Origin of the sequence: Clostridium sp. AF21-20LB, from assembly GCF_003478795.1 — a bacterium.
Classification (GTDB): Bacteria; Bacillota; Clostridia; order Lachnospirales; family Lachnospiraceae; genus Otoolea; species Otoolea fessa.
This window is the reverse complement of the sequence record NZ_QUGD01000011.1, coordinates 48,105-69,463: the sequence shown is the minus strand read 5'-3', so window position 1 is coordinate 69,463 and position 21,359 is coordinate 48,105. Positions and strand designations below refer to the sequence as shown.

Annotated in this window: 21 protein-coding genes, 3 tRNA genes and 2 pseudogenes; all 26 read left to right on the top strand. The window is 50.3% G+C overall.

Features of this window, described 5'->3' with window-relative positions; translation table 11 throughout:
- Position 1: 1 nt before the first annotated feature.
- Entirely contained in the window at positions 2 to 1,219 is a 1,218-nt protein-coding gene (locus tag DWX76_RS07690) for a DUF6449 domain-containing protein (protein WP_147353845.1), read from the top strand.
- 249 nt (positions 1,220 to 1,468) lie between these two features.
- Positions 1,469 to 2,044 (top strand): zinc ribbon domain-containing protein, encoded by a 576-nt coding sequence (locus DWX76_RS07685; RefSeq protein ID WP_118570436.1) that lies wholly within the window; start codon positions 1,469 to 1,471, stop codon positions 2,042 to 2,044.
- 3 nt (positions 2,045 to 2,047) lie between these two features.
- Positions 2,048 to 2,554 carry a COG2426 family protein gene (locus DWX76_RS07680; protein WP_107000073.1) on the top strand — a complete coding sequence of 169 codons (507 nt, stop codon included), beginning with the start codon at positions 2,048 to 2,050 and terminating at the stop codon, positions 2,552 to 2,554.
- 213 nt (positions 2,555 to 2,767) lie between these two features.
- Positions 2,768 to 5,212 carry a heavy metal translocating P-type ATPase gene (locus DWX76_RS07675; RefSeq protein ID WP_118570435.1) on the top strand — a complete coding sequence of 815 codons (2,445 nt, stop codon included), beginning with the start codon at positions 2,768 to 2,770 and terminating at the stop codon, positions 5,210 to 5,212.
- A gap of 17 nt (positions 5,213 to 5,229) precedes the next feature.
- Positions 5,230 to 5,439: a cation transporter gene (locus DWX76_RS13955; protein WP_182429753.1), complete on the top strand. Its 210-nt coding sequence runs from the start codon at positions 5,230 to 5,232 to the stop codon at positions 5,437 to 5,439.
- A 73-nt stretch (positions 5,440 to 5,512) separates the two neighbouring features.
- Complete coding sequence (locus DWX76_RS07665) at positions 5,513 to 5,848, top strand: metal-sensing transcriptional repressor (RefSeq protein ID WP_022358560.1); 336 nt, start codon at positions 5,513 to 5,515, stop codon at positions 5,846 to 5,848.
- Positions 5,849 to 5,978: 130 nt separating this feature from the next.
- Positions 5,979 to 6,052: transfer RNA gene (locus tag DWX76_RS07660), tRNA-Pro, on the top strand.
- 18 nt (positions 6,053 to 6,070) lie between these two features.
- Positions 6,071 to 6,142: transfer RNA gene (locus DWX76_RS07655), tRNA-Glu, on the top strand.
- A gap of 45 nt (positions 6,143 to 6,187) precedes the next feature.
- A tRNA-Thr gene (locus tag DWX76_RS07650) sits at positions 6,188 to 6,260 on the top strand.
- 237 nt (positions 6,261 to 6,497) lie between these two features.
- A complete protein-coding gene (locus tag DWX76_RS07645) occupies positions 6,498 to 7,841 on the top strand; it encodes a bifunctional folylpolyglutamate synthase/dihydrofolate synthase (protein WP_118570433.1) in 1,344 nt (447 codons plus the stop codon).
- A 55-nt stretch (positions 7,842 to 7,896) separates the two neighbouring features.
- Positions 7,897 to 8,052: a hypothetical protein gene (locus tag DWX76_RS13950; protein ID WP_022358683.1), complete on the top strand. Its 156-nt coding sequence runs from the start codon at positions 7,897 to 7,899 to the stop codon at positions 8,050 to 8,052.
- 6 nt (positions 8,053 to 8,058) lie between these two features.
- Positions 8,059 to 9,480: a tetratricopeptide repeat protein gene (locus DWX76_RS07640; RefSeq protein WP_243022490.1), complete on the top strand. Its 1,422-nt coding sequence runs from the start codon at positions 8,059 to 8,061 to the stop codon at positions 9,478 to 9,480.
- A gap of 192 nt (positions 9,481 to 9,672) precedes the next feature.
- Entirely contained in the window at positions 9,673 to 10,020 is a 348-nt protein-coding gene (locus tag DWX76_RS07635) for an anti-sigma factor antagonist (RefSeq protein WP_022358681.1), read from the top strand.
- A 142-nt stretch (positions 10,021 to 10,162) separates the two neighbouring features.
- Positions 10,163 to 10,621, top strand: a complete 459-nt coding sequence (gene spoIIAB / locus DWX76_RS07630) for an anti-sigma F factor (RefSeq protein WP_243022491.1) — start codon at positions 10,163 to 10,165, stop codon at positions 10,619 to 10,621.
- Positions 10,614 to 11,335 (top strand): annotated as a pseudogene (locus DWX76_RS07625) (SigB/SigF/SigG family RNA polymerase sigma factor). The gene spoIIAB and the pseudogene DWX76_RS07625 overlap by 8 nt, the downstream one beginning before the upstream one ends.
- A 120-nt stretch (positions 11,336 to 11,455) precedes the next feature.
- Positions 11,456 to 11,668 carry a hypothetical protein gene (locus tag DWX76_RS07620; protein WP_022358678.1) on the top strand — a complete coding sequence of 71 codons (213 nt, stop codon included), beginning with the start codon at positions 11,456 to 11,458 and terminating at the stop codon, positions 11,666 to 11,668.
- The gene (locus DWX76_RS07615) at positions 11,665 to 12,300 is read left to right on the top strand and encodes a stage V sporulation protein AA (RefSeq protein ID WP_118570432.1); all 636 of its coding nucleotides are present in this window, start codon (positions 11,665 to 11,667) and stop codon (positions 12,298 to 12,300) included. The genes DWX76_RS07620 and DWX76_RS07615 overlap by 4 nt, the downstream gene beginning before the upstream one ends.
- Positions 12,290 to 12,853, top strand: a complete 564-nt coding sequence (locus tag DWX76_RS14365; protein ID WP_243022489.1) for a stage V sporulation protein AB — start codon at positions 12,290 to 12,292, stop codon at positions 12,851 to 12,853. Before DWX76_RS07615 ends, DWX76_RS14365 begins: the two co-directional genes overlap by 11 nt.
- Positions 12,854 to 12,868: 15 nt before the next feature.
- On the top strand, positions 12,869 to 13,318 hold the full coding sequence (locus DWX76_RS07600) for a SpoVA/SpoVAEb family sporulation membrane protein (protein WP_117795708.1): 450 nt from the start codon (positions 12,869 to 12,871) through the stop codon (positions 13,316 to 13,318).
- A gap of 436 nt (positions 13,319 to 13,754) precedes the next feature.
- Positions 13,755 to 14,524, top strand: a pseudogene (gene sufC / locus DWX76_RS07595) (Fe-S cluster assembly ATPase SufC).
- Between the two features lie 99 nt (positions 14,525 to 14,623).
- Positions 14,624 to 16,030 (top strand): Fe-S cluster assembly protein SufB, encoded by a 1,407-nt coding sequence (sufB, locus tag DWX76_RS07590; RefSeq protein WP_022358944.1) that lies wholly within the window; start codon positions 14,624 to 14,626, stop codon positions 16,028 to 16,030.
- Positions 16,031 to 16,121: 91 nt separating this feature from the next.
- The gene (locus DWX76_RS07585) at positions 16,122 to 17,174 is read left to right on the top strand and encodes a SufB/SufD family protein (RefSeq protein WP_118570431.1); all 1,053 of its coding nucleotides are present in this window, start codon (positions 16,122 to 16,124) and stop codon (positions 17,172 to 17,174) included.
- Positions 17,175 to 17,342: 168 nt separating this feature from the next.
- Complete coding sequence (locus DWX76_RS07580) at positions 17,343 to 18,554, top strand: SufS family cysteine desulfurase (RefSeq protein WP_118570430.1); 1,212 nt, start codon at positions 17,343 to 17,345, stop codon at positions 18,552 to 18,554.
- Positions 18,544 to 18,978 (top strand): Fe-S cluster assembly sulfur transfer protein SufU, encoded by a 435-nt coding sequence (gene sufU, locus DWX76_RS07575; protein WP_118472860.1) that lies wholly within the window; start codon positions 18,544 to 18,546, stop codon positions 18,976 to 18,978. The genes DWX76_RS07580 and sufU overlap by 11 nt, the downstream gene beginning before the upstream one ends.
- 347 nt (positions 18,979 to 19,325) lie before the next feature.
- Positions 19,326 to 20,549 carry a type II secretion system F family protein gene (locus DWX76_RS07570; RefSeq protein WP_118570429.1) on the top strand — a complete coding sequence of 408 codons (1,224 nt, stop codon included), beginning with the start codon at positions 19,326 to 19,328 and terminating at the stop codon, positions 20,547 to 20,549.
- Between the two features lie 104 nt (positions 20,550 to 20,653).
- Positions 20,654 to 21,088, top strand: a complete 435-nt coding sequence (locus tag DWX76_RS07565) for a type IV pilin protein (protein WP_118570428.1) — start codon at positions 20,654 to 20,656, stop codon at positions 21,086 to 21,088.
- The last annotated feature ends 271 nt before the right edge of the window (positions 21,089 to 21,359 follow it).

Here is a 21,359-nt window from a genome sequence, read left to right as displayed (position 1 = left end):
TGTGACTCCGAGAATGTATAGGGATGGCTACAGTGTTGGAATGGAATGGGCGTCCCAGGGAGATGTAGCAGATAAAATGCAGATCTCGGATGAGGATGGAATCCGTGTCCTGCGGGAAATTGGCGCGCAGGGCATCGAGACAGCTTCCAGACAGCGGAAGCATTTGAACGGCGGACAGGATTGGATGAGTGAGACGGATCTGGATTCACGCTATGATTCGATCGTGCTGTCCTGGCATCTGAACAATGGAAAAACCGTTTACCGTAATTACCGCACGATCAATGTAACGGAGCTGCGGGAACAGCTAGATTCCATTTATGAAAATCAGAGCTATAAACTGGGAATGTACCCGGTGCTGTCCCTACAGGCAGACGATGCCGCAGGCATCAATTACAAAGAGGAAGAGGACTGCAGCCATGTGAAGCTTCCGGATGAGCAGACGAAAGCGGCACTTCTTGCTGCATACCAGAAAGAGCTGATGGCTCTGACGCCGGATATGCGCCGGGAGGAGATGCCGATCGCGGAGATTCAGTTTAAGACAAATGAGATGCAGGCGATGATTGATGTGATTCGTAAAAATGGCGGCTATTATGACACATTTAACCAGTTTGATTATTACCCGATTTATCCGTCCTTCCAGGAGACGATCGCGATTCTGAAACAGTGTGGCACCGAGGTCGGCAGCAAGGTGACTCCGGAAAATACAGAAAAAATCGTGCTTCAGTATCAGGGCGGCAAGATTCCGGAGGATCAGCTGGCACCGGCAGATACAGAGCTTGGAAAACGCCAGCGGGAGTATCTTCAGAATAACAGCAGACGCGAGGTAACGATTACAGATCCGGAACAGATTGCAGAAATTCTTGCAAACTCCGCTTCGGATGATATGGTGCAGATCAATCAAATGGCGGAGGTATATCAGGGGATCAATATTGCAGTATATGTGTCCAGTACAGAGAACACAGGGGCAGTTTCAGAGGATGATTTGAGGGATTCGGTAAATTCAATGGAGGAAAATGAGATAGGTCAGACATATACGGTGGATGCCGGTCAGAATGTCCTGTATGATGGTGAATATGCGGCGGACTATGAAATGGATGAATCGGGTCAGTATGGCATCTACCAGCGCTCGTTCCGCTATGGCAAGGTTCCGGAGTTTGTGAAATCGACCTTTGGCCTGACACCGGAATTGATGCGGCTGAACCGGGTGTTTGCGTATTAAAAAAGCTGCCTGGAGTTGATTCAGGGATGCAAAAGATTGACTTTCTCCCCCGTAGGGGCTAAAATAAAGGGAAACGTAGCGGTTCAGCCGGTTTATGTATTTGATGCAAAAACCGGCTGAATCGTTATGAGAAAATATCAGACGCTTTGGTTTTGCATGAACCTGCCTTTGGATTTAGAACAGCGATGCGCCGTCCCATCAGGCAGAACAAAATTTGAGGCGTACATATCCCGCAGAGGAGGAAGAAATATGGCATTTTTCGATGAACTTGGAAAGGTGATCAGCGATAAGAGCAAGGAAGCTGCGAACCGGGTAAAGGACATTACAGGCGTATTACAGCTGAAATCGAAGTTGTCCGCCGAGAAAGATAAGATTAATAAGGCATATATCACACTGGGAAAAGCATACTATGACAGACATGAGGGCGAGTTGGAAGGGAAATTCGCAGATGAGTTCCATACTATCCAGGCTGGGCTTGTGAAGATCGCGTCCCTGGAGGATGAGATTGCCGAGTTAGAGGGCACAAGAGTCTGCGCGGAGTGCGGCGCAAAGGTGGAGAAAAATGCGGCATTCTGCAGCCGGTGCGGTGCGCCGATGGATTCGACGACATCTGCAGATGTGCATGAGCCGGAAGAACCGGAGGAGATGCAGGAGACTATCTTTGAAGAGAAGGATGAAACTGCAGCAGATAAGGCGGTTGACAACGCAGAAACAGAAGGCGCAGCTGGTCCAGACGTGGATTTCGCGGATGCTTCGGACGCTGTTTCGGAGAACACCACCGATACTGCGGCACAGAATGAAAATAACAGCGGGGAGCAGGCATAATTTATGGATTCACTGGTACAATGGTTTACAGCTAATTTATCCGGAGTCATATCGAAGGAGGCAATTATCTTCATTATCTCGATGATTCCGATTCTGGAACTTCGAGGCGGGCTTCTGGCTGCGTCACCGGCACTCTTAAACGTGCCGATCCTGCGGGCGATCCCGATCTGTATCGTGGGAAATATCCTGCCGATCCCGTTTATCCTGCTTCTGATCCGCCATGTGCTGGAGTGGATGAAGAGGGTTCCGTGTTTCCGTGGTATTGCGCTCTGGCTGGAACGCAAAGCGATGAGCAAAAAAGGGCAGATCGAGAAATATGAGTTCTGGGGGCTGATGCTCTTTGTCGGCATCCCGCTTCCGGGAACCGGCGCATGGACAGGCGCACTGGTGGCATCCCTGCTCCATATGAAATTTGGCAAGGCATTTGGCGCGATTTTAGTCGGTATCGCGCTGGCGACGGTGATTATGTCGATTCTGTCCTACGGCGTGCTGGGCGTGCTGTTTGGATGATGCACAGATAAAAATGGAATAATGCCTATGCCCGCCAAAGGGCGGCATGGATGCGAATGTATAAAAGACTCTGTACGGGGAAATTCTCCGGACAGGGTCTTTTTGCGCGTGACTGTGAAGGTACTGAACCGTTACAGATTATAAATGAAATTGGGGTTGACATATACCCTGTGGGGGTATATTATAAGGACAGTTAAGAGATAGGAGGAGACCATGAAGCAATATACAGTAACCGGCATGAGCTGCGCGGCATGCAGCAGCCGGGTTGAAAAGGCAGTATCGAAAGTGCCGGGTGTCACGGCATGCTCGGTCAGCCTGCTGACAAATTCGATGGGCGTCGAGGGCGATGTGCCGCCGGAGACCGTGATTCATGCAGTGGAAGATGCCGGATATGGCGCATCCCTGAAAGGACAGGGCACTGCAGCGCAGGCGCAGAGCGCGTCGGAGGCAGAGGACGCCTTAAAAGATCGGGAGACGCCGGTTTTAAAACACCGTCTGATCGCATCGCTGGGATTCTTAGCAGTCCTTATGTATATGTCGATGGGACATATGATGTGGGGCTGGCCGTTGCCGCACTTTATGGATGGCAACCATGTGGCGATAGGACTTTTACAGCTCCTTTTGGCCGGAATTATCATGGTGATTAACCAGAAATTCTTTATCAGTGGTTTCAAGGGACTTTTACACCGCGCCCCGAACATGGACACGCTGGTAGCACTTGGTTCTGGCGCGTCGTTTATTTACAGCACATATGCGTTGTTTGCGATGACGGACGCACAGTTAAAGGGCAACGACACGGCAGTCATGTCCTACATGCATGAATTTTACTTTGAGTCGGCGGCAATGATTCTGGCGCTGATCACAGTCGGAAAAATGCTGGAGGCGCGTTCCAAGGGAAAAACGACGGATGCCTTAAAGGGACTGATGAAACTGGCACCGAAGACAGCTGTTATCATCCGGGATGGAGTGGAAACAAAGGTTCCGATTGAAGAGGTAAAGAAGGGTGATGTATTTGTTGTACGCCCAGGTGAAAATATCCCGGTGGACGGCGTGGTCCTGGAAGGAGCAAGCGCGGTCAACGAGGCAGCACTGACCGGCGAGAGTATTCCGGTGGATAAGGCACAGGGTGACCCGGTTTCGGCGGCAACGGTCAACCAGTCTGGTTATCTGCGCTGTGAGGCGACCAGAGTCGGTGAAGATACCTCCCTGTCGCAGATCATCCGCATGGTCAGCGACGCGGCGGCGACGAAAGCGCCGATCGCCAAGATTGCAGACCGGGTTTCCGGCGTGTTTGTCCCGGCGGTTATCACGATCGCAGTGGTGACAACGATTGTCTGGCTGCTGGCAGGACAGACGTTTGGATTCGCATTGGCGCGAGGTATTTCCGTACTGGTTATCAGCTGCCCGTGTGCACTGGGACTGGCTACACCAGTTGCGATTATGGTCGGCAACGGCATGGGCGCGAAAAACGGAATCTTGTTCAAGACAGCTGTTTCACTGGAAGAAACCGGAAAAATGGACATTGTAGCGCTTGATAAGACGGGTACGATCACCAGCGGCGAGCCGCGTGTGACCGACGTCATCCCGTCCGGAGGTGTGACTGAGAAGGAGCTGGTAAGCCTGGCGCTTTCCCTGGAAAAGAAGAGTGAGCACCCATTGGCGAAAGCTGTTCTTCTCTATGCAAAAGAACAGCAGGTGGATGCGCCGGAGGCGGCTGATTTCCAGGCGCTGCCGGGTAATGGACTTTCCGGTACGTTAGACGGCGCTTCATTGGCAGGCGGAAGCTTTTCCTATATCAGCGGACATACGACGGTGTCCGCACAGGAACAGGCATCCTTTGAGCGCCTGGCAGCGGAAGGCAAGACACCGCTGTGCTTTATGAAAAATGGTCGTCTGGCTGGTATGATTGCTGTGGCAGATGTCATCAAGGAAGACAGCCCGCAGGCGGTCAAGGAACTGCAGAACATGGGAATCCGTGTGGTCATGCTGACCGGAGATAATGAGCGGACCGCCCGTGCGATTGGGGCACAGGCTGGTGTGGATGAAGTCATTGCCGGAGTACTTCCTGATGGGAAAGAGAGTGTCATCCGCAGCCTGAAAGAACAGGGCAGGGTGGCAATGGTCGGTGATGGTATCAATGATGCCCCGGCGCTCACGCGTGCCGATATAGGTATTGCGATCGGAGCCGGTACAGATATCGCGATTGATGCCGCGGATGTGGTGCTGATGAAGAGTCGTTTGAGTGATGTTCCGGCGGCAATCCGTCTAAGCCGTGCGACGCTTCGAAATATTCACGAAAACCTGTTCTGGGCATTCTTTTACAATGTTGTGGGTATTCCACTTGCAGCTGGTTTGTGGTATCCTATCTTTGGATGGAAATTAAATCCGATGTTCGGCGCTGCAGCGATGAGCTTATCCAGCTTCTGCGTAGTGACGAACGCGCTGCGGCTGAATCTGTTTAAGATGCACGATGCATCGAAGGATCATCCGATGCGGAAGAGGGCTGAGAAGGCTGCTAATAAAGGTGGAGAAAAGGCAGAAACGCAGGTGCAGTTAGGATGGGGGCAGAAGACACCCGGTCAATTGGGCAAACAGCAAATGGAAATGAAACTGTTTCAAAAGAAATGCAAAAAAGTGAGAATCAAAAAAATAATATAAATATGGAGGGGATAACGATGACAAAGACAATGAATATCGAAGGAATGATGTGTGGACACTGTGAGGCACGCGTAAAGAAGGCGTTGGAGGCACTGGCAGGCGTGGAGAGCGCAGAGGTCAGCCATGAGAAAGGAACCGCGATCGTAAGCATGAGTGCGGATGTGGCGGACGATACGTTGAAAGAGGCGGTTGAGGCACAGGATTATAAGGTGGACTCGATTCAGTAGGATGAAAAAAGCTGCGAAATGGTGGAATTAATATGCCATTTCGCAGCATTTTGATAAAAGATAGGAGAAAAGCATGGGCTGTTGTAAATGTGAATCACAAGCGCAGGTCTGTCAGGGAGGAGAGACGGAACGCCACAAACACAGAAACCTGACCGAAGAAAAAGATCTGCTGAAACGTTTAAACCGGATCGAGGGACAGGTGCGCGGTGTGAAGGCGATGGTGGAAGACGAGCGATATTGCGTCGATATATTAAACCAGGTATCAGCGGTTCAGGCGGCGCTGAACAGTTTTTCCAAAGTCCTGCTGTCCAACCATATAAAAACCTGTGTGGTCGATGATATAGAGGCGGGAAATGGGGAAGAAGCGGTTGAGGAGCTGTGCAAGACGATTCAGAAGCTGATGAAGTAAATATAAATTTATTGAATTGAGCAAACACAAGCAACTATAGCGAAATATTAAACATAATAAATATTTTTAAAAATTCTTCAAAAAAAGTGTTGACATTCTCCTGGATTTATATTATACTACGTCATGTAATCGAGGCGTGGCTCAGTTTGGTAGAGCGCTGCGTTCGGGACGCAGAGGTCGCGTGTTCGAATCACGTCGCCTCGATTCTATTATAAAACATACGGCCTGTTGGTCAAGCGGTCAAGACGACGCCCTCTCACGGCGTAAACCCGGGTTCGATTCCCGGACAGGTCATCGAAAGTTGCTTTGGGTTTTCCAGAGCATTTTTCAAATTAAAATGCTTCCTTGGCTCAGCTGGTAGAGCGACGCATTCGTAATGCGTAGGTCGCCGGTTCAAGTCCGGCAGGGAGCTGATGAGTGGAGCCCCTCTTGATTATCAAGAGGGGTTTCTTGCATAATAGGAAATACCTTGGAATTCTCCATTGCCTGTGAACAGTTACTATTACACAAGAAGGTACAGCCTTTATTCCATATAACCACTTGCACGATCTCCGCAAATGATATAAAATAATAACATACAAAAGACAAGGCGGCAGACGGCAGAGTTCGTACTGCCGCTTCCGTTTTCCAGGAAAGGATATTTCATGCCATGAGACAAGAAGAATGGACGGTAGAAGCGGCAGATGCATATCTGAATGAGATACCGAAATTTACCAGTGAAAAACATACGGCGGAGGGGCTTCGCAGGATGCTTTCATACCTGAATGCATTGCCGCAGGAGGAAAGAATCGTACATGTGGCCGGAACAAATGGAAAAGGGTCGGTCTGCTCGTTTCTCGATGCGGTTTTGCAGAAAGCCGGGAAGCGGACGGCGCGGTTTACGTCTCCTCATCTGGTGCGCGTGACGGAGCGTTTTTCTTTTGATGGACAGGAAGCAGACGATGCACTGTTCCTGGAGGCGTTTGAGGCGGTTAAGGCATCATATGTTCATTTTGAGCAGGAAGGACTGGGGCATCCGACGTATTTTGAATATCTGTTTTTGATGTTCATGTGGATGGTGCGCCGGAAAAAGCCGGAGTATGTGATTCTGGAAACGGGGCTTGGCGGACGGCTGGATGCAACGAACTGCATCGAGCATCCAGCGCTTACGGTTATCACTTCGATCAGCCTTGACCATATGGAATACCTGGGCGGCACGGTGACACAGATCGCGGGCGAAAAGGCGGGAATCCTGAAAAAAAATATGCCGGTGGTGTACGATGATACGGATGCGGCGGCTTCGGCTGTTATCAGAAATCGGGCGGCGGAACTTTCCTGTCCGGCATATCCGATCAGCCCGGCAGTGTATACGGATCTTCGGCGGGAACATGGCGGGATGATTCTGATGATAAAAGAGAAAAGCCAGCGTCTGTTTATTCCTTTCGAAGCGGAATATCAGGCAGTTAACGCCTGCATCGCTTACCAGGCGGCGCTGCTTCTTGCAGTGGACGGGGAGACAGCGGCAGCGGGCATCCGGAATGCGGTATGGCGCGGACGCATGGAGGAGATCCAGGACGGAGTTTATCTGGATGGCGCTCACAATGAGGGCGGAATCCGTGCGTTTGCGGGCGCGGCGGCAGAGGTGGCAGCGCGCAGAAGAGAAGAGTCAGGGAAAGATGGTCGGATTTTTCTGCTGTTTGCAGCCGTTTCAGATAAAAATTATGAATCGATGCTGGAAACACTGATGCGGAAACTGAAGCCGGATCGATTGGTGCTGACTCATTTATATACATCGCGGGCACTTCCGATGGAGGCGATGGAAAAAGCAGCACACCGGGTGGCAGAAGGCTGTGAGGTTCAAAGTATACCAGATGTAAAAACAGCTTATCAGACACTGGTTCAGGAAAAACGTCCGGAGGATACCTGCTTCTGTGTGGGTTCTCTGTATTTAATCGGAGAGCTGGAGAAAAAGATTTCCCGAACTGGATTTGACAGCACCGTCAGAATGGTGTAAGATTAGCGGGAATGTATATTCATGTAATAAAAGGAAGAAACTCTGGAGGAAAAACATGAGTGGCGAAGGAATGACAATCAATTTCGAGGAAGAAATCGAACATTTTAAACCGAGTCTGGAGGTCGAGGAGGTCGGCGAGGCGATCGTGAAGAGTGACCTGACAGATATGTCGGATATTATGATGGAACTTTTAAAACATATGAAGGAATAGGCGGACATGATGGATCGAACAAGAAAAATTCGCCTGATTTCCAACAGCTTTTACAATGCCGGGCTGGAACGGGCAAAGAGACGGGATTTAACAGGGGCGGTCGAGTATCTGAAAAAATGCCTGAACCTGAACAAGTATCATATTGATGCCAGAAATCTTCTCGGACTTATCTATTATGAGATGGGTGAGGTGTCGGAGGCGCTGGTGCAGTGGGTTATCAGCATGAACTTTAAGGAACAGGATAACCGGGCTGATTATTATTTAGACCAGATTCAGCGCAAACAGGATCGTCTGGATCAGGCGAGCGCGACGATTCAGAAATATAATCAGGCGCTTTTGCAGGCGCAGACCGGAAGCGACGATCTGGCGACCTTACAGCTTACAAGAGTTGTAGAAGCTAATCCGAGATTTGTAAAAGCGCATCTTCTATTGGCTCTTTTGCATATTAGTCATGAGGATTATACGAAAGCGGGCAAATCCCTGTATAAGGTACTCAAGATTGATAAAAACAATCCCAAGGCGAACTGGTATATGGAGATTGTTAAGGAACATACCGGCAAGGCGGATATCGAGCGGAGAAAGCTGAAAAACGCATTTTCCCACCGCCAGATGCAGGATGATGATGTTATTATGCCGCCGACGTACAAGGAGAATACGGGACTGCAGTCGGTGCTCAATATCGGCGCTGGACTGCTTTTGGGCGCGGCAGTTATCTTTTTCCTGGTGATGCCAGCCAAGATTAAGCAGGCAAATAATGCACATACGCAGGAAATGCTCCAGTACAACGAGCAGCTCAATCAGAAAAATGAAGAGATTGACAGTTTAAATGAGAGCATTGAGACCTCGAAAAAGGACAAAGAAGAGGCGGAGAACAAGCTGGATACGATGCTCAACAGCAATGACAGCGTTCTGAACCAGTATGCGAAGCTCGTCAAAATGCTGCAGGCATACCGCAACAATAACCTGGCAGAGGCGGTTACCTATTATGAGGGCTTTGATCCGTCGTTATTTACGGACGAGACGGTCGTTTCCATTGCCAACGGGGTAAAGCAGGACATCGAGACAAACGGCTACCAGACGCTGGAAGATCTGGCATACACGATGTGGTCGGCAGGTCGTATGCAGGAAGCACTGGCAGATTACCAGACCTGTCTGGCGATCCGTCCGGCAAACCCGAAGGTTATCTTCAGCATGGGTATGATTTACCGGGCACAGGGCGAGACAGACAAGGCGGTCGAAATGTTTACGCAGATTGTGACCCAGTATGCGGATTCCGAGCAGGCGGACAAGGCAAGACAGCAGCTCGCCGAGCTTGCGCCGGATAACCAGCAGGCTGCAGTTCCAGGTCAGTCCATCATCAGTCAGGGAGAGACTGCGGCGGATGAAACGGCAGCAGGCAGCGGAGCGGAGACGCAAGCGGCGCAGTAAGTACAAATATAATACGGCAGATAATTAAGAAGAAAAGCACTGTAAAGATAAAAACTTTACGGTGCTTTTTTGTGTAATAGGAAATTCCTTGGAATTCCCTATTACACAAAAAGGCACTAACGTGCCAATGATGCGCACTCGCGCGAAGCAGAAACATGCCGCATAAAAAATCGAAAAAGGGGGAATCCTGATATGGAACGAAATATGTTTACATACGAAGCGATCGATTCGGCGCTGGTGATTCATCTGCCGAAGGAGGTAGATCATCATAACTGCCTGACACTCAAATATGAAACAGACCTGCTTCTGGCGGAAAATTATATTAACCGGATTATTTTTGATTTTTCGGGGACGGAATTTATGGATAGTTCCGGGATCGGTGTGATTCTCAACCGGTATAAGCAGATGGAGGGCAGCAGCGGCACGGTGGCGGTGTACGGGGCAGGCGAGCGGATGCGCCGGATTTTGCGGATCGGTGGCGTGTATCGTTTGGTGCAGTCGTACCGGACGAGAGAGGAGGCACTGGATGGGAGACATTAAAGGAGAGATGAATATGTATGCGGATGATATATCTGTATCAGAAACGGAAGTGAAAGGAAAACTTAAAAAAATAAAAAATTCAGAAGAATACAGAAAATTTGAACAGAATGAACAGAGACAAGCAGAGAAGAATGGCACGTGGATGCACCTGGAGATAGACAGCCATTCATCGAACGAGGAGTTTGCCCGTGTCACAGCGGCAGTATTCATGAGTCGGATGAATCCGACGATGGAGGAGCTGGAGGATGTGAAAACGGCGGTCTCGGAGGCGGTGACAAATGCGGTGATTCATGGGTATAGCGATGAAATCGGAATTATTTACATAGAAGCGCGGATTGAGGGAGAAGAACTGATAATTTCGGTCCGGGATGAGGGAAAAGGAATCATGGATGTGGAAAAGGCGATGGAGCCGATGTATACGACAGACACGACCGGCGAGCGCTCAGGGATGGGCTTTTCGTTTATGGAAGCGTTTATGGATGAGGTCGAGGTGGAGTCCAAGGTGGGCTGCGGAACGTGTGTGACGATGAAAAAGCGAATTGGAAGGGGATATATGAATAAAGAGCAGGAAGAAAAAGAAACGGCAGAGTCCTATGGATAAAACCATCGAGCAGATCAAACGGGCACACCAGGGCGATAAGACGGCGCGGGAGGCGCTGGTAAAGGATAATCTGGGACTTGTATGGAGCATCGTCCGCCGCTTTGCGGGGCGGGGGTGTGAGACGGAGGACTTATTTCAGATCGGAAGTATCGGGCTGTTGAAGGCGATTGATAAGTTTGACCTATCATATGAGGTGCGTTTTTCGACCTATGCGGTGCCGATGATTGCGGGGGAGATCAAACGTTTTCTCCGGGATGACGGGATCATCAAGTCAGTCGTTCCATCAAAGAGCAAAACCAGCGGCTCCGGGCAGCGCGGGAAGCGCTCTGCACGGCGCTTGGGCGGGAGCCGACGCTGGAAGAGCTGGCGGCGCAGATTGGAGTGAGCTGTGAGGAAGCTGCCGCATCGATGGCGGCGGACAGTCCGGTTGAATCGCTCTCTGCACCAGCCAGCGCCGGGGAAGAAACTGGTCTTCTGCTTCAGGACCGGATTGCTGGGGAGACAGCGGAGAATGAGGTTCTGCTTGACCGGATGCTTTTGGGAGATTTGCTGAAAATGCTCAATGGACGGCAGCGGGAGATCATTGTGCGGCACTATTTTTATGATCAGACACAGACTCAGATCGCGGCGCAGCTCGGCATTTCACAAGTACAGGTGTCGCGGATCGAGCGGAAAATATTAGGGCAGATGCGCGCAAAGCTGGAAGAAACATGAGAAAAAAGACAGGCTCATAATTCAGAATATATGAATGTGCATACTCCATTGAAAGACAGCCATACTACTGGATACAGGAACTTTTGGAGTTTCCAGAATACACAGGAAGGATGGAAAAAAATGACGGGAAATGTGAAAGTGACAATGAAAAAAAAGATGGGAATCTGTATCTGGGTCGGATGCATGATTCTGATTGTGGCAGCGCTCTGTCTCTGTCTGATGGCAGTGGGGCGGGACAGCGTCTACATTGACGGAACCTTCGTACAGCATTCCGGGGACAGCGCGGAGGCATTTTTGAGACCGGAGGCACAGACGGAGAAGGCAGCATTATGACACAGACGGTCTATCTGAAACTCAGCCAGATCACGCAGGTACATGAGAAAAATGTACCGCTTGCAAGCCTGGGAGAAGTTTATTGCAGTGAAAAAAGCGTGGAAAGCCGCTGCCGTGCGATGATCGTGAAGAGGATCCGCGGCGGCGGGAAACAGCGCGAAAGCCGTCTGGTTGGAAACGTCATGGAGATTATCCAGCAGATTGAACGGGAAATTCCGGGGACATCGGTGCAGAATCTGGGGGAGACGGACTATGTCATTCATTATCAGCCGCCGCGCCGTCAGGCGCTTGTCTGGCAGTGGTGCAAGACGCTGTTCGTCTGCTTGATTTGCTTTTTCGGGGCGGCATTTGCGATCATGACATTCAACAATGATGCAAACGTGCTGGATGTATTCAGGAAAATATATGAGATCACGACGGGGCAGGCGTCGGACGGAACAACGCTGTTGGAGGTCGGTTATTCGATCGGGCTTCCGGTGGGGATTTTGCTGTTTTTTAACCATTTTACTTCGTGGAAATTCAGTCTCGATCCGACGCCGCTGGAGGTAGAAATGCGCCTGTATGAGGAAAATGTCAATAAAACGCTGATTCAGAACGAGGAGCGGAAGGAGGATGACATCGATGTTTCTTAAAGAAGCGCTGCTTTTGCTGGCGGGGCTGGCGGCGGGAAGCACGGTGGCAGCAGGAGTCTACGCCTTTCTGGTGGTCATCGGCGTTTATCCGCGCCTGATTGGAAAGACGGCGACGGCGTCGAAGGGGAAAATTTTCTTGTATGAGACGATTATCGCGCTGGGAGGATTGTTTGGAAATGTGGTGGATTTATTTACAGAGAAAGTGAAACAGCTGACCGGGAGTTTTCTGAGAATAGCGTGGCCAGCGGCAATGCCGGAGGCAGAGTTGTGGCAGAAGGCAGCAGAAGGCGGTGGCAGAACGGGAGCTGGTGCTGGATTTCTGGTGATGCTTGGAAATGTCTCCGGACAGCTGCTTCTAGCGGCTGCGGGACTTTCCTGTGGTATTTTTGTAGGCTGCCTCGTCATGTCGCTGGCAGAGACATTGAAAGCCCTGCCGGTGCTGAGCCGCCGCCTGCGTCTGGCAGTGGGGCTGCCATATCTCCTTCTTTCGATTGCGGCGGGGAAATGTGCGGGTTCGCTGTATTATTTCTTATATGGAATTGGAAGACAGTAGAAGAGAGGAGAAACCATGGAAGCCAGAAAAGATCAATATGAAGCATATGTCAAATCGGTTACGCCCGTCCACAGTACATGGAAAAATGTGTTGATGGCGGGCATTTCCGGCGGGCTGATCTGCCTGGCGGCGCAGATCAGCACAAATTGTCTGGTTCAGACAGGCATGGAGGAGAAAACAGCGGCGCTCTGGACGATGCTGGGACTGATTCTGCTCAGCGTTATCCTGACAGGGGCAAATGTATTCCAGAAGCTGGCGCGTGTTTTTGGGGCTGGTGTGTTGGTTCCGATCACCGGATTCGCCAATTCAGTTGCATCCCCGGCGCTGGAATACAAGGCGGAAGGGCAGGTATTTGGTGTCGGATGCAAAATATTTACAATCGCGGGTCCGGTGATCCTGTATGGGATTCTGAGTTCGTGGGGATTAGGGGTTGTGTATTGGGGGTGGATGATGCTGACTCAATAATAAACGAAAAAAAGTCTCAATAATATAATAAGAATCTTTCTTGTTTTGTGAAAAATGAGGGTTTACAATCCGGAAATAAATACCTATAATAGCCATAGGGTAATCTGGCTGTCTGAACAATCAGATTTATCTCAGTCGAGAAGACTCCCACCTCTTCAGGTGGTGAGTAATGGCAAATTTGTCTCAGTGGGAGTTGGGTCTCCGACTGAGATAAACGCTCCGCGAGGATGCACAGTGATTCTGATAGGAATATGTCAGCTTTGCTGACCAGAATCACGCGCCAAGTCTCACGGACGTTCGACTTGAATATAGAAAAAAGGAACCAGAGAGATGGACGTTTGCTAAGAGGGATAACCGCTTTCGTGACGAGGCGGCTGTCACAGATCAGACAGACCGAGCATGAATGTCTCAGCCGGTCCCGGAAATGGAGTGCTTTATGGCAGAAAAAGTGTTAGAAGTAAATCAGATAAAAGCAAATATAGAAGAAAAAGAGATCCTGCACGGCGTTGATTTGAGCGTCGGCGCAGGAGAGGTACATGTCCTGATGGGACCGAACGGCGCGGGCAAATCGACGCTCGGAAACGTCCTGATGGGAAACCCGCGATATCAGATCACGGGCGGTCAGATCTTATTTAAGGGTGAGGATATCACACATGAGTCCACGGACAAGCGTTCCAAAGCCGGTATGTTCCTGTCCTTCCAGGAGCCGCTGGAGGTACCGGGACTTTCGCTGGAAAGCTTCCTGCGGAGCGCGATGCGCCAGCAGACTGGCAAGAACTTAAAGATCTGGGAATTTCATAAACAGCTCAAAAAGGCGATGGACATTCTCCAGATGGATGAATCGTATGCACAGAGAAGCTTAAACGTGGGCTTTTCCGGCGGTGAGAAGAAAAAATCTGAGATTTTACAGCTGATGCTCTTAAATCCGAGCCTGGCAATCCTCGATGAGACAGACTCTGGTCTGGATGTTGATGCAGTCCGTCTGGTTTCTAAGGGTGTGGAAGAGTACCAGAAGAACCAGAACGGCGCGCTTCTTATTATCACGCACAGCACCCGGATTCTCGATGCACTGCATGTTGACTATACGCACATCATGTAGATGGAAAGATCGTGGCAACCGGTGACGGCTCCCTGGTTGATAAGATCAACCAGGAAGGCTACGAATCCTTTATCCGTGAGGCGGGTGTGGCAGACGCCCGGAACTAATCGTTACTGTTCGCAGGCAGGCATTTTTGGAATCGAAAGTGCTGCAGGATAACGCGACAGTAATAACGAATCAGCACGGGTAATATGGAGGCATCAAACATGAAAGAAAAAACGTATGTAGATGACATTGATCGCAGCGTCTACGATATAAAAGACAAAGAAAATGACGCATATAAAGTAAAAGCGGGTCTGACCCCGGAGATCGTTGAGAAGATTTCTAAGGAGAAAAATGACCCGGCATGGATGCAGCAGTTCCGTCTGCAGTCCTTACAGATTTACAATTCCCTGCAGGTTCCGAACTGGGGACCGGATATCGAGGATCTGGACATGGATAACATCGTAACCTATGTCCGCCCGAAATCCAAGATGAGCGCCAAATGGTCGGAGGTTCCGAAGGACATCAAAGATACCTTTGAGCGTCTGGGAATCCCGCAGGCGGAGCAGAAATCACTGGCAGGCGTGGGCGCCCAGTATGACTCGGAGTTAGTATATCATAACGTGCGCGCGGAGGTAGCGGCGCAGGGCGTTGTCTACACCGATCTGGAGAGCGCAATGCACGGCGAATATGCGGAAATGATCCGGACGCATTTTATGCATCTGGTCAAACCGCAGGAACATAAATTTGCAGCGCTGCACGGGGCGGTCTGGTCCGGCGGATCTTTTGTGTACGTGCCAAAGGGCGTGTCGGTTACGATCCCGCTTCAGTCCTATTTTCGTCTCAATGCACCGGGAGCCGGACAGTTTGAACATACTCTGATCATCGTTGATGAGGGGGCATATCTGCATTTCATCGAGGGCTGTTCTGCGCCGAAATATAACGTAGCAAACCTGCATGCGGGTTGTGTCGAGCTGTACGTCGGCAAAAATGCGAAACTCCGCTATTCGACGATCGAGAACTGGTCGAAAAATATGTACAATTTGAACACCAAGCGCGCGATTGTGGAAGAGGGCGGCACGATCGAGTGGGTATCGGGTTCCTTTGGTTCCCATGTATCGTATCTGTACCCGATGAGTATCTTAAAGGGCGATGATTCAAGAATGGAATTTACCGGCATTACTTTTGCAGGAGAAGGTCAGAACCTCGATACCGGTGCGAAGGTAGTCCACACGGGCAAACGGACTTCTTCCTATATTAATACGAAATCTATTTCCAAGGACGGCGGTATCAGTACGTTCCGAAGCAGCGTGCAGATTGGAAAACAGGCATCCGGTTCTAAGGCATCGGTTTCCTGCCAGTCCCTGATGCTGGATGATATTTCACGTTCCGATACGGTCCCGGCGATGGATATCCGGACCCGCGACGCGAACGTCGGCCATGAGGCAAAGATCGGACGGATCAGCGACGAGGCTGTTTTCTATCTGATGTCACGCGGCATCAGCGAGGAGGACGCGCGCGCAATGATCGTCAGCGGATTTGCGGATGATGTATCGAAGGAGCTGCCGCTTGAGTACGCGGTTGAGATGAACAACCTGATTCAGCTTGAGATGAAAGGCAGTATCGGATAATAGATGGTTACTGTTTGCAGCGGGGATTTTGAAATAACAGATTCTGCTGCGGGGCATGCAAGTGCATGAATGGTAACGACAGGAGGAAACAATGGGACAGAAAGAAATGACAGTAAACATTCTTCCGACCCGAACCTGGAACCGGCTGGGAATGAACGAAAGCCAGATACAGATTGAGTGGCCGGAGGAAAGTGTTTTGATAAAACCGGAGCGCCTGGCAGCAGGTGTGACCTGGGAAAAAGAAATCTCCGGAAAAGAGTGGGACGAGATCCAGACCGGCATGGGACGCGAGTACGATGCGATGGCGGCAGAATGCGGAACGGCTGGCGCAAATAGAACGGACACTGTAAATGGAACGGCTGTTACAGAAGAAAATGCCGGTGCGGGAAGTATCTACCGGCTGACAGCGGAAGCGGCAGCTGTGCTGCAGAATGAAAATACAGAATGGACGGTTCTCTGCGTCGATTACAAAAACGGCAGTTACCAGAACCGCCTCTGCCTGGATGCAAAGGAAAACAGCCGCTTAAACGTGCTGATCGTATTCCGCTCCGGGGAGGACGCACAGGGAACATCCTCGTTCCAGGTAAAGGTCCATGCGGAAAAGAATGCAAAGGTACAGCTTCAGGAAGTGCAGCTTCTCGGCGCCGGATATACCTGCCTGAGTGATATCGGTGTGTCCTGCGGGGAAAATGCCACATTTGAGCTTTTGAAACTGGAGCTGGGCGCAGGCAAGGTCTACGCGGGCTGCCTGACCGAGCTGGAAGGAAAAAAGAGCGCATTTGACGCGAAGATCGGCTATTACACCAGTGTAAACCAGAAGCTGGATATGAACTATACAGTACGCCACCGCGGCAAAAAGACAGAGAGTATGATGGAAGTCTCTGGCGTTTTGCAGGACGGTTCCTCCAAGCTGTTCCGTGGAACGATCGATTTCGTGCCGGGATGCGCCGGGGCAAAGGGAACTGAGCGCGAGGATGTGCTGCTGCTCGGCGATGACATCGTAAATCAGACAATTCCGCTGATTCTGTGTGCAGAAGAAGATGTCGAAGGAAATCACGGCGCTTCGATGGGCGATTTGGACGATGCAACGCTGTTTTATCTGTGCTCCCGCGGACTGTCGAGAGAGGAGCTGAGCGCATGGTAGCGCGGGCGAGAATCGACGCGCTGAATGAGCTGGTAGCAGACGAGGCAGTACAGAAGCAGGTTCAGGAATTCATGAACCAGAAGCGATAATAAAATGAAAAAACTGTAAGTTGGCTGCGGTTTGTTTTTGCAGCAAGTATACAAACAAATATATAAGAAGGAACAGAACATGACAGATTACAAGAAAGATTTTCCCCTGCTTGCGGGTTCGGATATCGCATATCTGGACAATGCGGCGACGGCACAGCGCCCTGAGGCGGTATTAAAGGCAGTGGAAGATTTCTATACAAAGAAAAATGCCAATCCGCTCCGCGGGCTCTATGAGCTGGGAATCGAGGCGACGGAGGCATATGAAGCGGCAAGAGAGCGCGTGCGGGAATTTATCAATGCTGGAAAGACGAGCGAGGTCGTGTTTACACGCAACAGCACCGAGAGCCTGAATTTGATCGCGTACAGCTATGGTTTAACCAGTCTGAAAGCAGGCGATGAGATCTTAATCAGCATTGATAACCACCACAGCAATATCCTGCCGTGGCAGATGGTATCCAGACAGACAGGCGCGAAGCTCGTTTATCTGGAATGTCAGCCGGATGGTTCCTACCGGGATGAGGATATGGAAGCCCTGGTGACAGAAAAGACAAAGATCGCAGCGATGCCGCAGATTTCCAATGTCCTTGGCCGCAGAAATCCGGTAGAGAAACTGACGAAACTGGTGCATGAAAAAGGCGGTGTCATCGTCATCGATGCGGCACAGAGCGCCCCGCATATTCCGGTGGATGTGCAGGCACTGGATGCAGATTTCCTTGTATTTTCCGGTCACAAGCTGATGGCACCGATGGGAATCGGCGTCCTGTACGGAAAAGAGACCCTTCTGGATGCGATGCCTCCGTTCCTGACGGGCGGCGAGATGATCGATTCGGTCAGCCGGGAATCTGCAGTCTTTGCCGAACTGCCGCACAAATTCGAAGCCGGTACCGTCAATGGCGGCGGTGCGGTCGGCTTACAGGCAGCGATCGATTATCTGATGAACGTCGGATTTGACGAGGTGCGGAAGCGTGAGGAGCTGCTGACAACACGGGCAATGACGGCGATGCAGCAGATTCCGGGCGTTCATATCCAGGGAAGCGATAGGCCGGAAGAGCACAACGGAATTATCAGCTTTACCGTGGACGGCGTACATCCGCACGATATCGCGTCGATTCTGGATGCCGCAAATGTCAATGTGCGCGCAGGGCACCATTGCGCCCAGCCGCTTTTAAAACATCTGGGTGTATTTGCAACAGCGCGTGCCAGCTTTGCGTTCTACAATACGGAGGAGGACATCGACCGTTTTGTCCAGAACCTGAAAGAAATCCGGAGGAAAATGGGATATGGAGAATAGAACCTTTTACAATGAAATACTGACGGATCACAATCTGCATCCGTTACATAAAGAAAAGCTGCCGGATGCCAATCTGGTATTAGAGGGCGTCAATCCGAGCTGTGGAGATGACATCATTCTTCAGTTGAAGGTCGAAGATGGACAGGTGGTAGACGGTGCTTTTGAGGGAAGCGGCTGCGCGATCTCCCAGGCGTCCGCCGATATCATGCTGGATCTGATCATCGGAAAATCCGAAGAGGAAGCACGCCATCTGGCGGATCTGTTCCTGCGGATGATCAAGGGCGAGGCAGGCGAGAACGAGATCGAAGAACTCGAGGAAGCCGGCGCCCTGGTCGATGTTTCCCATATGCCGGCGCGTGTCAAATGCGCGGTGCTGGGATGGCATACGATGGAAGAGATGCTGGATAAGAAGAACGAGAAATAAGAGAGAAGATAAAAAGAAACGGGAGCTATTCTTTTGGGAGTGTCAGGGCGGGACGTACCATTTCCGCCCTGATGATCTATATAGCAGAAATAGTCTGGAAAAGGAAGAAAAGTCAGAGGTGTTGGCGAAAATACATACAAAAATAGATTGGCAAAAACAAAGCGCGTATAGAGAAAACAGCAAAAAACAAGTGGATCTAGATGTGTGTTTTTGTATAAAACATCCAAAAGGTTGACGGCATATTTACAAAAACAAACAAAGATGTTAAAATAATCATAAAAAGGATGCAGATGGCGATGTACATACAGATGGCGTACAGCTGAATCCTGTGTCTGGAGGTATGAGAGATGCCGAATTTTTCATATAAAGCGCTGGGACGGGATGGAAAAGAAGTCCGGGGAGTGCTCCAGGCTGAGAGTGAAGCGGCAGCCGCTTCCAGAATCCGGGAAAACTATCCGATTCTTCTGAGCATCAGTCAGAAGAAAGAGAAGAAAAGACCTGATGACGGCAGTCTCCTGGAGATGGAGATCGGAAGCAGGCGGATCAAGACGAAGAAGCTGGCGATCCTGTGTTCGCAGTTTGCGATCACTCTTCATTCGGGCATGACCGTGGCGCGCGCGATGCGTATGCTGGCAGATCAGAATGAGGACAAGCGGATCCGGAAGATCATGGGGGCTGCGGCAGAGGAAGTAGCTGCCGGAAGTACCGTTGCGTCGGCGCTGGAAAAGTATAGCGACCGTTTTCCGCTCACGTTTATCGAGACGATCCGGGCAGGCGAGCAGTCCGGTACACTGGAACGATCCTTTGACCGGCTTCAGAAGTTTTACGAAAAGTCTTACAAGACGACGGAGAAGATCAAGGGAGCGATGACGTATCCTTTGTTCGTCGTTGCGATTGCGGTGGTTGTCCTGATTATCGTCATGGCGAAGGTTATCCCGACACTGGCAGATGTATTTACCGATCTGGGTGGTACGCTGCCGCTGATGACGCGGATGCTGATTGCGACTTCCCATTTCTTCGCGAAGTGGTGGCTGCTGATGCTGGCGGTGCTGGTGTTTTTGAAGATTGGTTCGCAGGTCTATGGCAATACGCCGCAGGGGCGGATTCAGAAAGCAAAGATCGCGTTATCCCTTCCACTTGTGGGCGTGATCAACCAGATGAACGGCGCAGCACAGTTTGCTAATACGATGTCGGTGCTTCTGGCAGCGGGTATCACGATCAACCAGGCGGTTGACACGACGGCGAAGATCATGGACAATGCACTTCTGAGCGAGGATGTCCGCTCCATGCGCGAAGGAATCGAGCAGGGGCGCAGCCTGGTGGAATGTCTGCAGGGAAAGAAATATTTCCCGCCGACGATGGTCGATATGTGTTCCGTCGGAGAAGAAACCGGTGAACTCGGGGAGACACTGGACAATGTCGCCGATTATTACACCAACGAGGCGGATTACCGAATCCAGCGGCTTCTGGCGCTTCTGGAACCGGCGATGCTGGTGGTGCTTGCGATTTTTGCGGGTATCATTGTAGTGTCGATTTATCTGCCTATCTTTACAATGTATGATCTGATGTAAAAATTGACTGCACACATGTAAAATGTGATACGGCAGAGGCTGGATGGCGCAGAGAAAATTCTCTGTTCATTAATAAAATACTATACAATAAGGAGATTGATTTTATGAAGGGCTTAATCAAGAAAGTTCGTGAGAACAAAAAAGGTTTCACACTGGCTGAGCTGCTGGTGGTTGTTGCGATCGTGGGTATCCTGGTTGCAATCTCGATTCCGGTATTTACGGCACAGCTGAGCAAGGCTAGAAAGGCTACGAATCAGGCGAACCTAAGAGCGGCGAAAGCGGCGGCAATAGCAGATTATTTGACCGAAAAATCGGATGCGACCGAAGATGTTACATATAACTATGATATGACAACAGGTGGAGTTAACGTGGTTGGAGAGAATAGTGTGACTCAGGTAACATCAGTAGAAGTTACAATTGATAATGCGGCAAGTAATGTAAAATATACTAAAATTTCTGTTAAAATTGATCCGAAAACTAGTGGTGCTAATGCAACTCAGACATTAGACGGTGCAGAAATTACATTATATGCAGAATAATAGTGTAAAAACCACATACGTGGCAAAATGGATGGGGTTTCCCATCCATTTTTGCTAAATGCGCCTGACGTGCTTCTCTGACAAGTAAACACACAGTATAAAGTCAATTTACTATGAAAGTTCTGTCGCCGATTAGGCGGCATGAATTCAAGGATGCCAAATGCGCCTGCCAGAGCTTTCATTTGTGGTGGTACACCTGACTGCCAGGCGCATGAAGGTTTAGAATGAAAGTGATGTTCACATCATAAATTTTTCAGGATTGAAAAATCCA

Coding starts and splice junctions, on each gene's coding strand:
- DWX76_RS07615 (WP_118570432.1), top strand. CDS start 11,665: ATGACACAGACGGTCTATCTGAAACTCAGCCAGATCACGCAGGTACAT.
- DWX76_RS07675 (WP_118570435.1), top strand. CDS start 2,768: ATGAAGCAATATACAGTAACCGGCATGAGCTGCGCGGCATGCAGCAGC.
- sufB (WP_022358944.1), top strand. CDS start 14,624: ATGAAAGAAAAAACGTATGTAGATGACATTGATCGCAGCGTCTACGAT.
- DWX76_RS07665 (WP_022358560.1), top strand. CDS start 5,513: ATGGGCTGTTGTAAATGTGAATCACAAGCGCAGGTCTGTCAGGGAGGA.
- DWX76_RS07640 (WP_243022490.1), top strand. CDS start 8,059: ATGATGGATCGAACAAGAAAAATTCGCCTGATTTCCAACAGCTTTTAC.
- DWX76_RS07565 (WP_118570428.1), top strand. CDS start 20,654: ATGAAGGGCTTAATCAAGAAAGTTCGTGAGAACAAAAAAGGTTTCACA.
- DWX76_RS07585 (WP_118570431.1), top strand. CDS start 16,122: ATGGGACAGAAAGAAATGACAGTAAACATTCTTCCGACCCGAACCTGG.
- DWX76_RS07635 (WP_022358681.1), top strand. CDS start 9,673: ATGGAACGAAATATGTTTACATACGAAGCGATCGATTCGGCGCTGGTG.
- DWX76_RS07645 (WP_118570433.1), top strand. CDS start 6,498: ATGAGACAAGAAGAATGGACGGTAGAAGCGGCAGATGCATATCTGAAT.
- DWX76_RS07570 (WP_118570429.1), top strand. CDS start 19,326: ATGCCGAATTTTTCATATAAAGCGCTGGGACGGGATGGAAAAGAAGTC.
- DWX76_RS07600 (WP_117795708.1), top strand. CDS start 12,869: ATGGAAGCCAGAAAAGATCAATATGAAGCATATGTCAAATCGGTTACG.
- sufU (WP_118472860.1), top strand. CDS start 18,544: ATGGAGAATAGAACCTTTTACAATGAAATACTGACGGATCACAATCTG.
- DWX76_RS07680 (WP_107000073.1), top strand. CDS start 2,048: ATGGATTCACTGGTACAATGGTTTACAGCTAATTTATCCGGAGTCATA.
- DWX76_RS07685 (WP_118570436.1), top strand. CDS start 1,469: ATGGCATTTTTCGATGAACTTGGAAAGGTGATCAGCGATAAGAGCAAG.
- DWX76_RS13950 (WP_022358683.1), top strand. CDS start 7,897: ATGAGTGGCGAAGGAATGACAATCAATTTCGAGGAAGAAATCGAACAT.
- DWX76_RS07580 (WP_118570430.1), top strand. CDS start 17,343: ATGACAGATTACAAGAAAGATTTTCCCCTGCTTGCGGGTTCGGATATC.
- DWX76_RS07620 (WP_022358678.1), top strand. CDS start 11,456: ATGACGGGAAATGTGAAAGTGACAATGAAAAAAAAGATGGGAATCTGT.
- DWX76_RS14365 (WP_243022489.1), top strand. CDS start 12,290: ATGTTTCTTAAAGAAGCGCTGCTTTTGCTGGCGGGGCTGGCGGCGGGA.
- spoIIAB (WP_243022491.1), top strand. CDS start 10,163: ATGCACCTGGAGATAGACAGCCATTCATCGAACGAGGAGTTTGCCCGT.
- DWX76_RS13955 (WP_182429753.1), top strand. CDS start 5,230: ATGACAAAGACAATGAATATCGAAGGAATGATGTGTGGACACTGTGAG.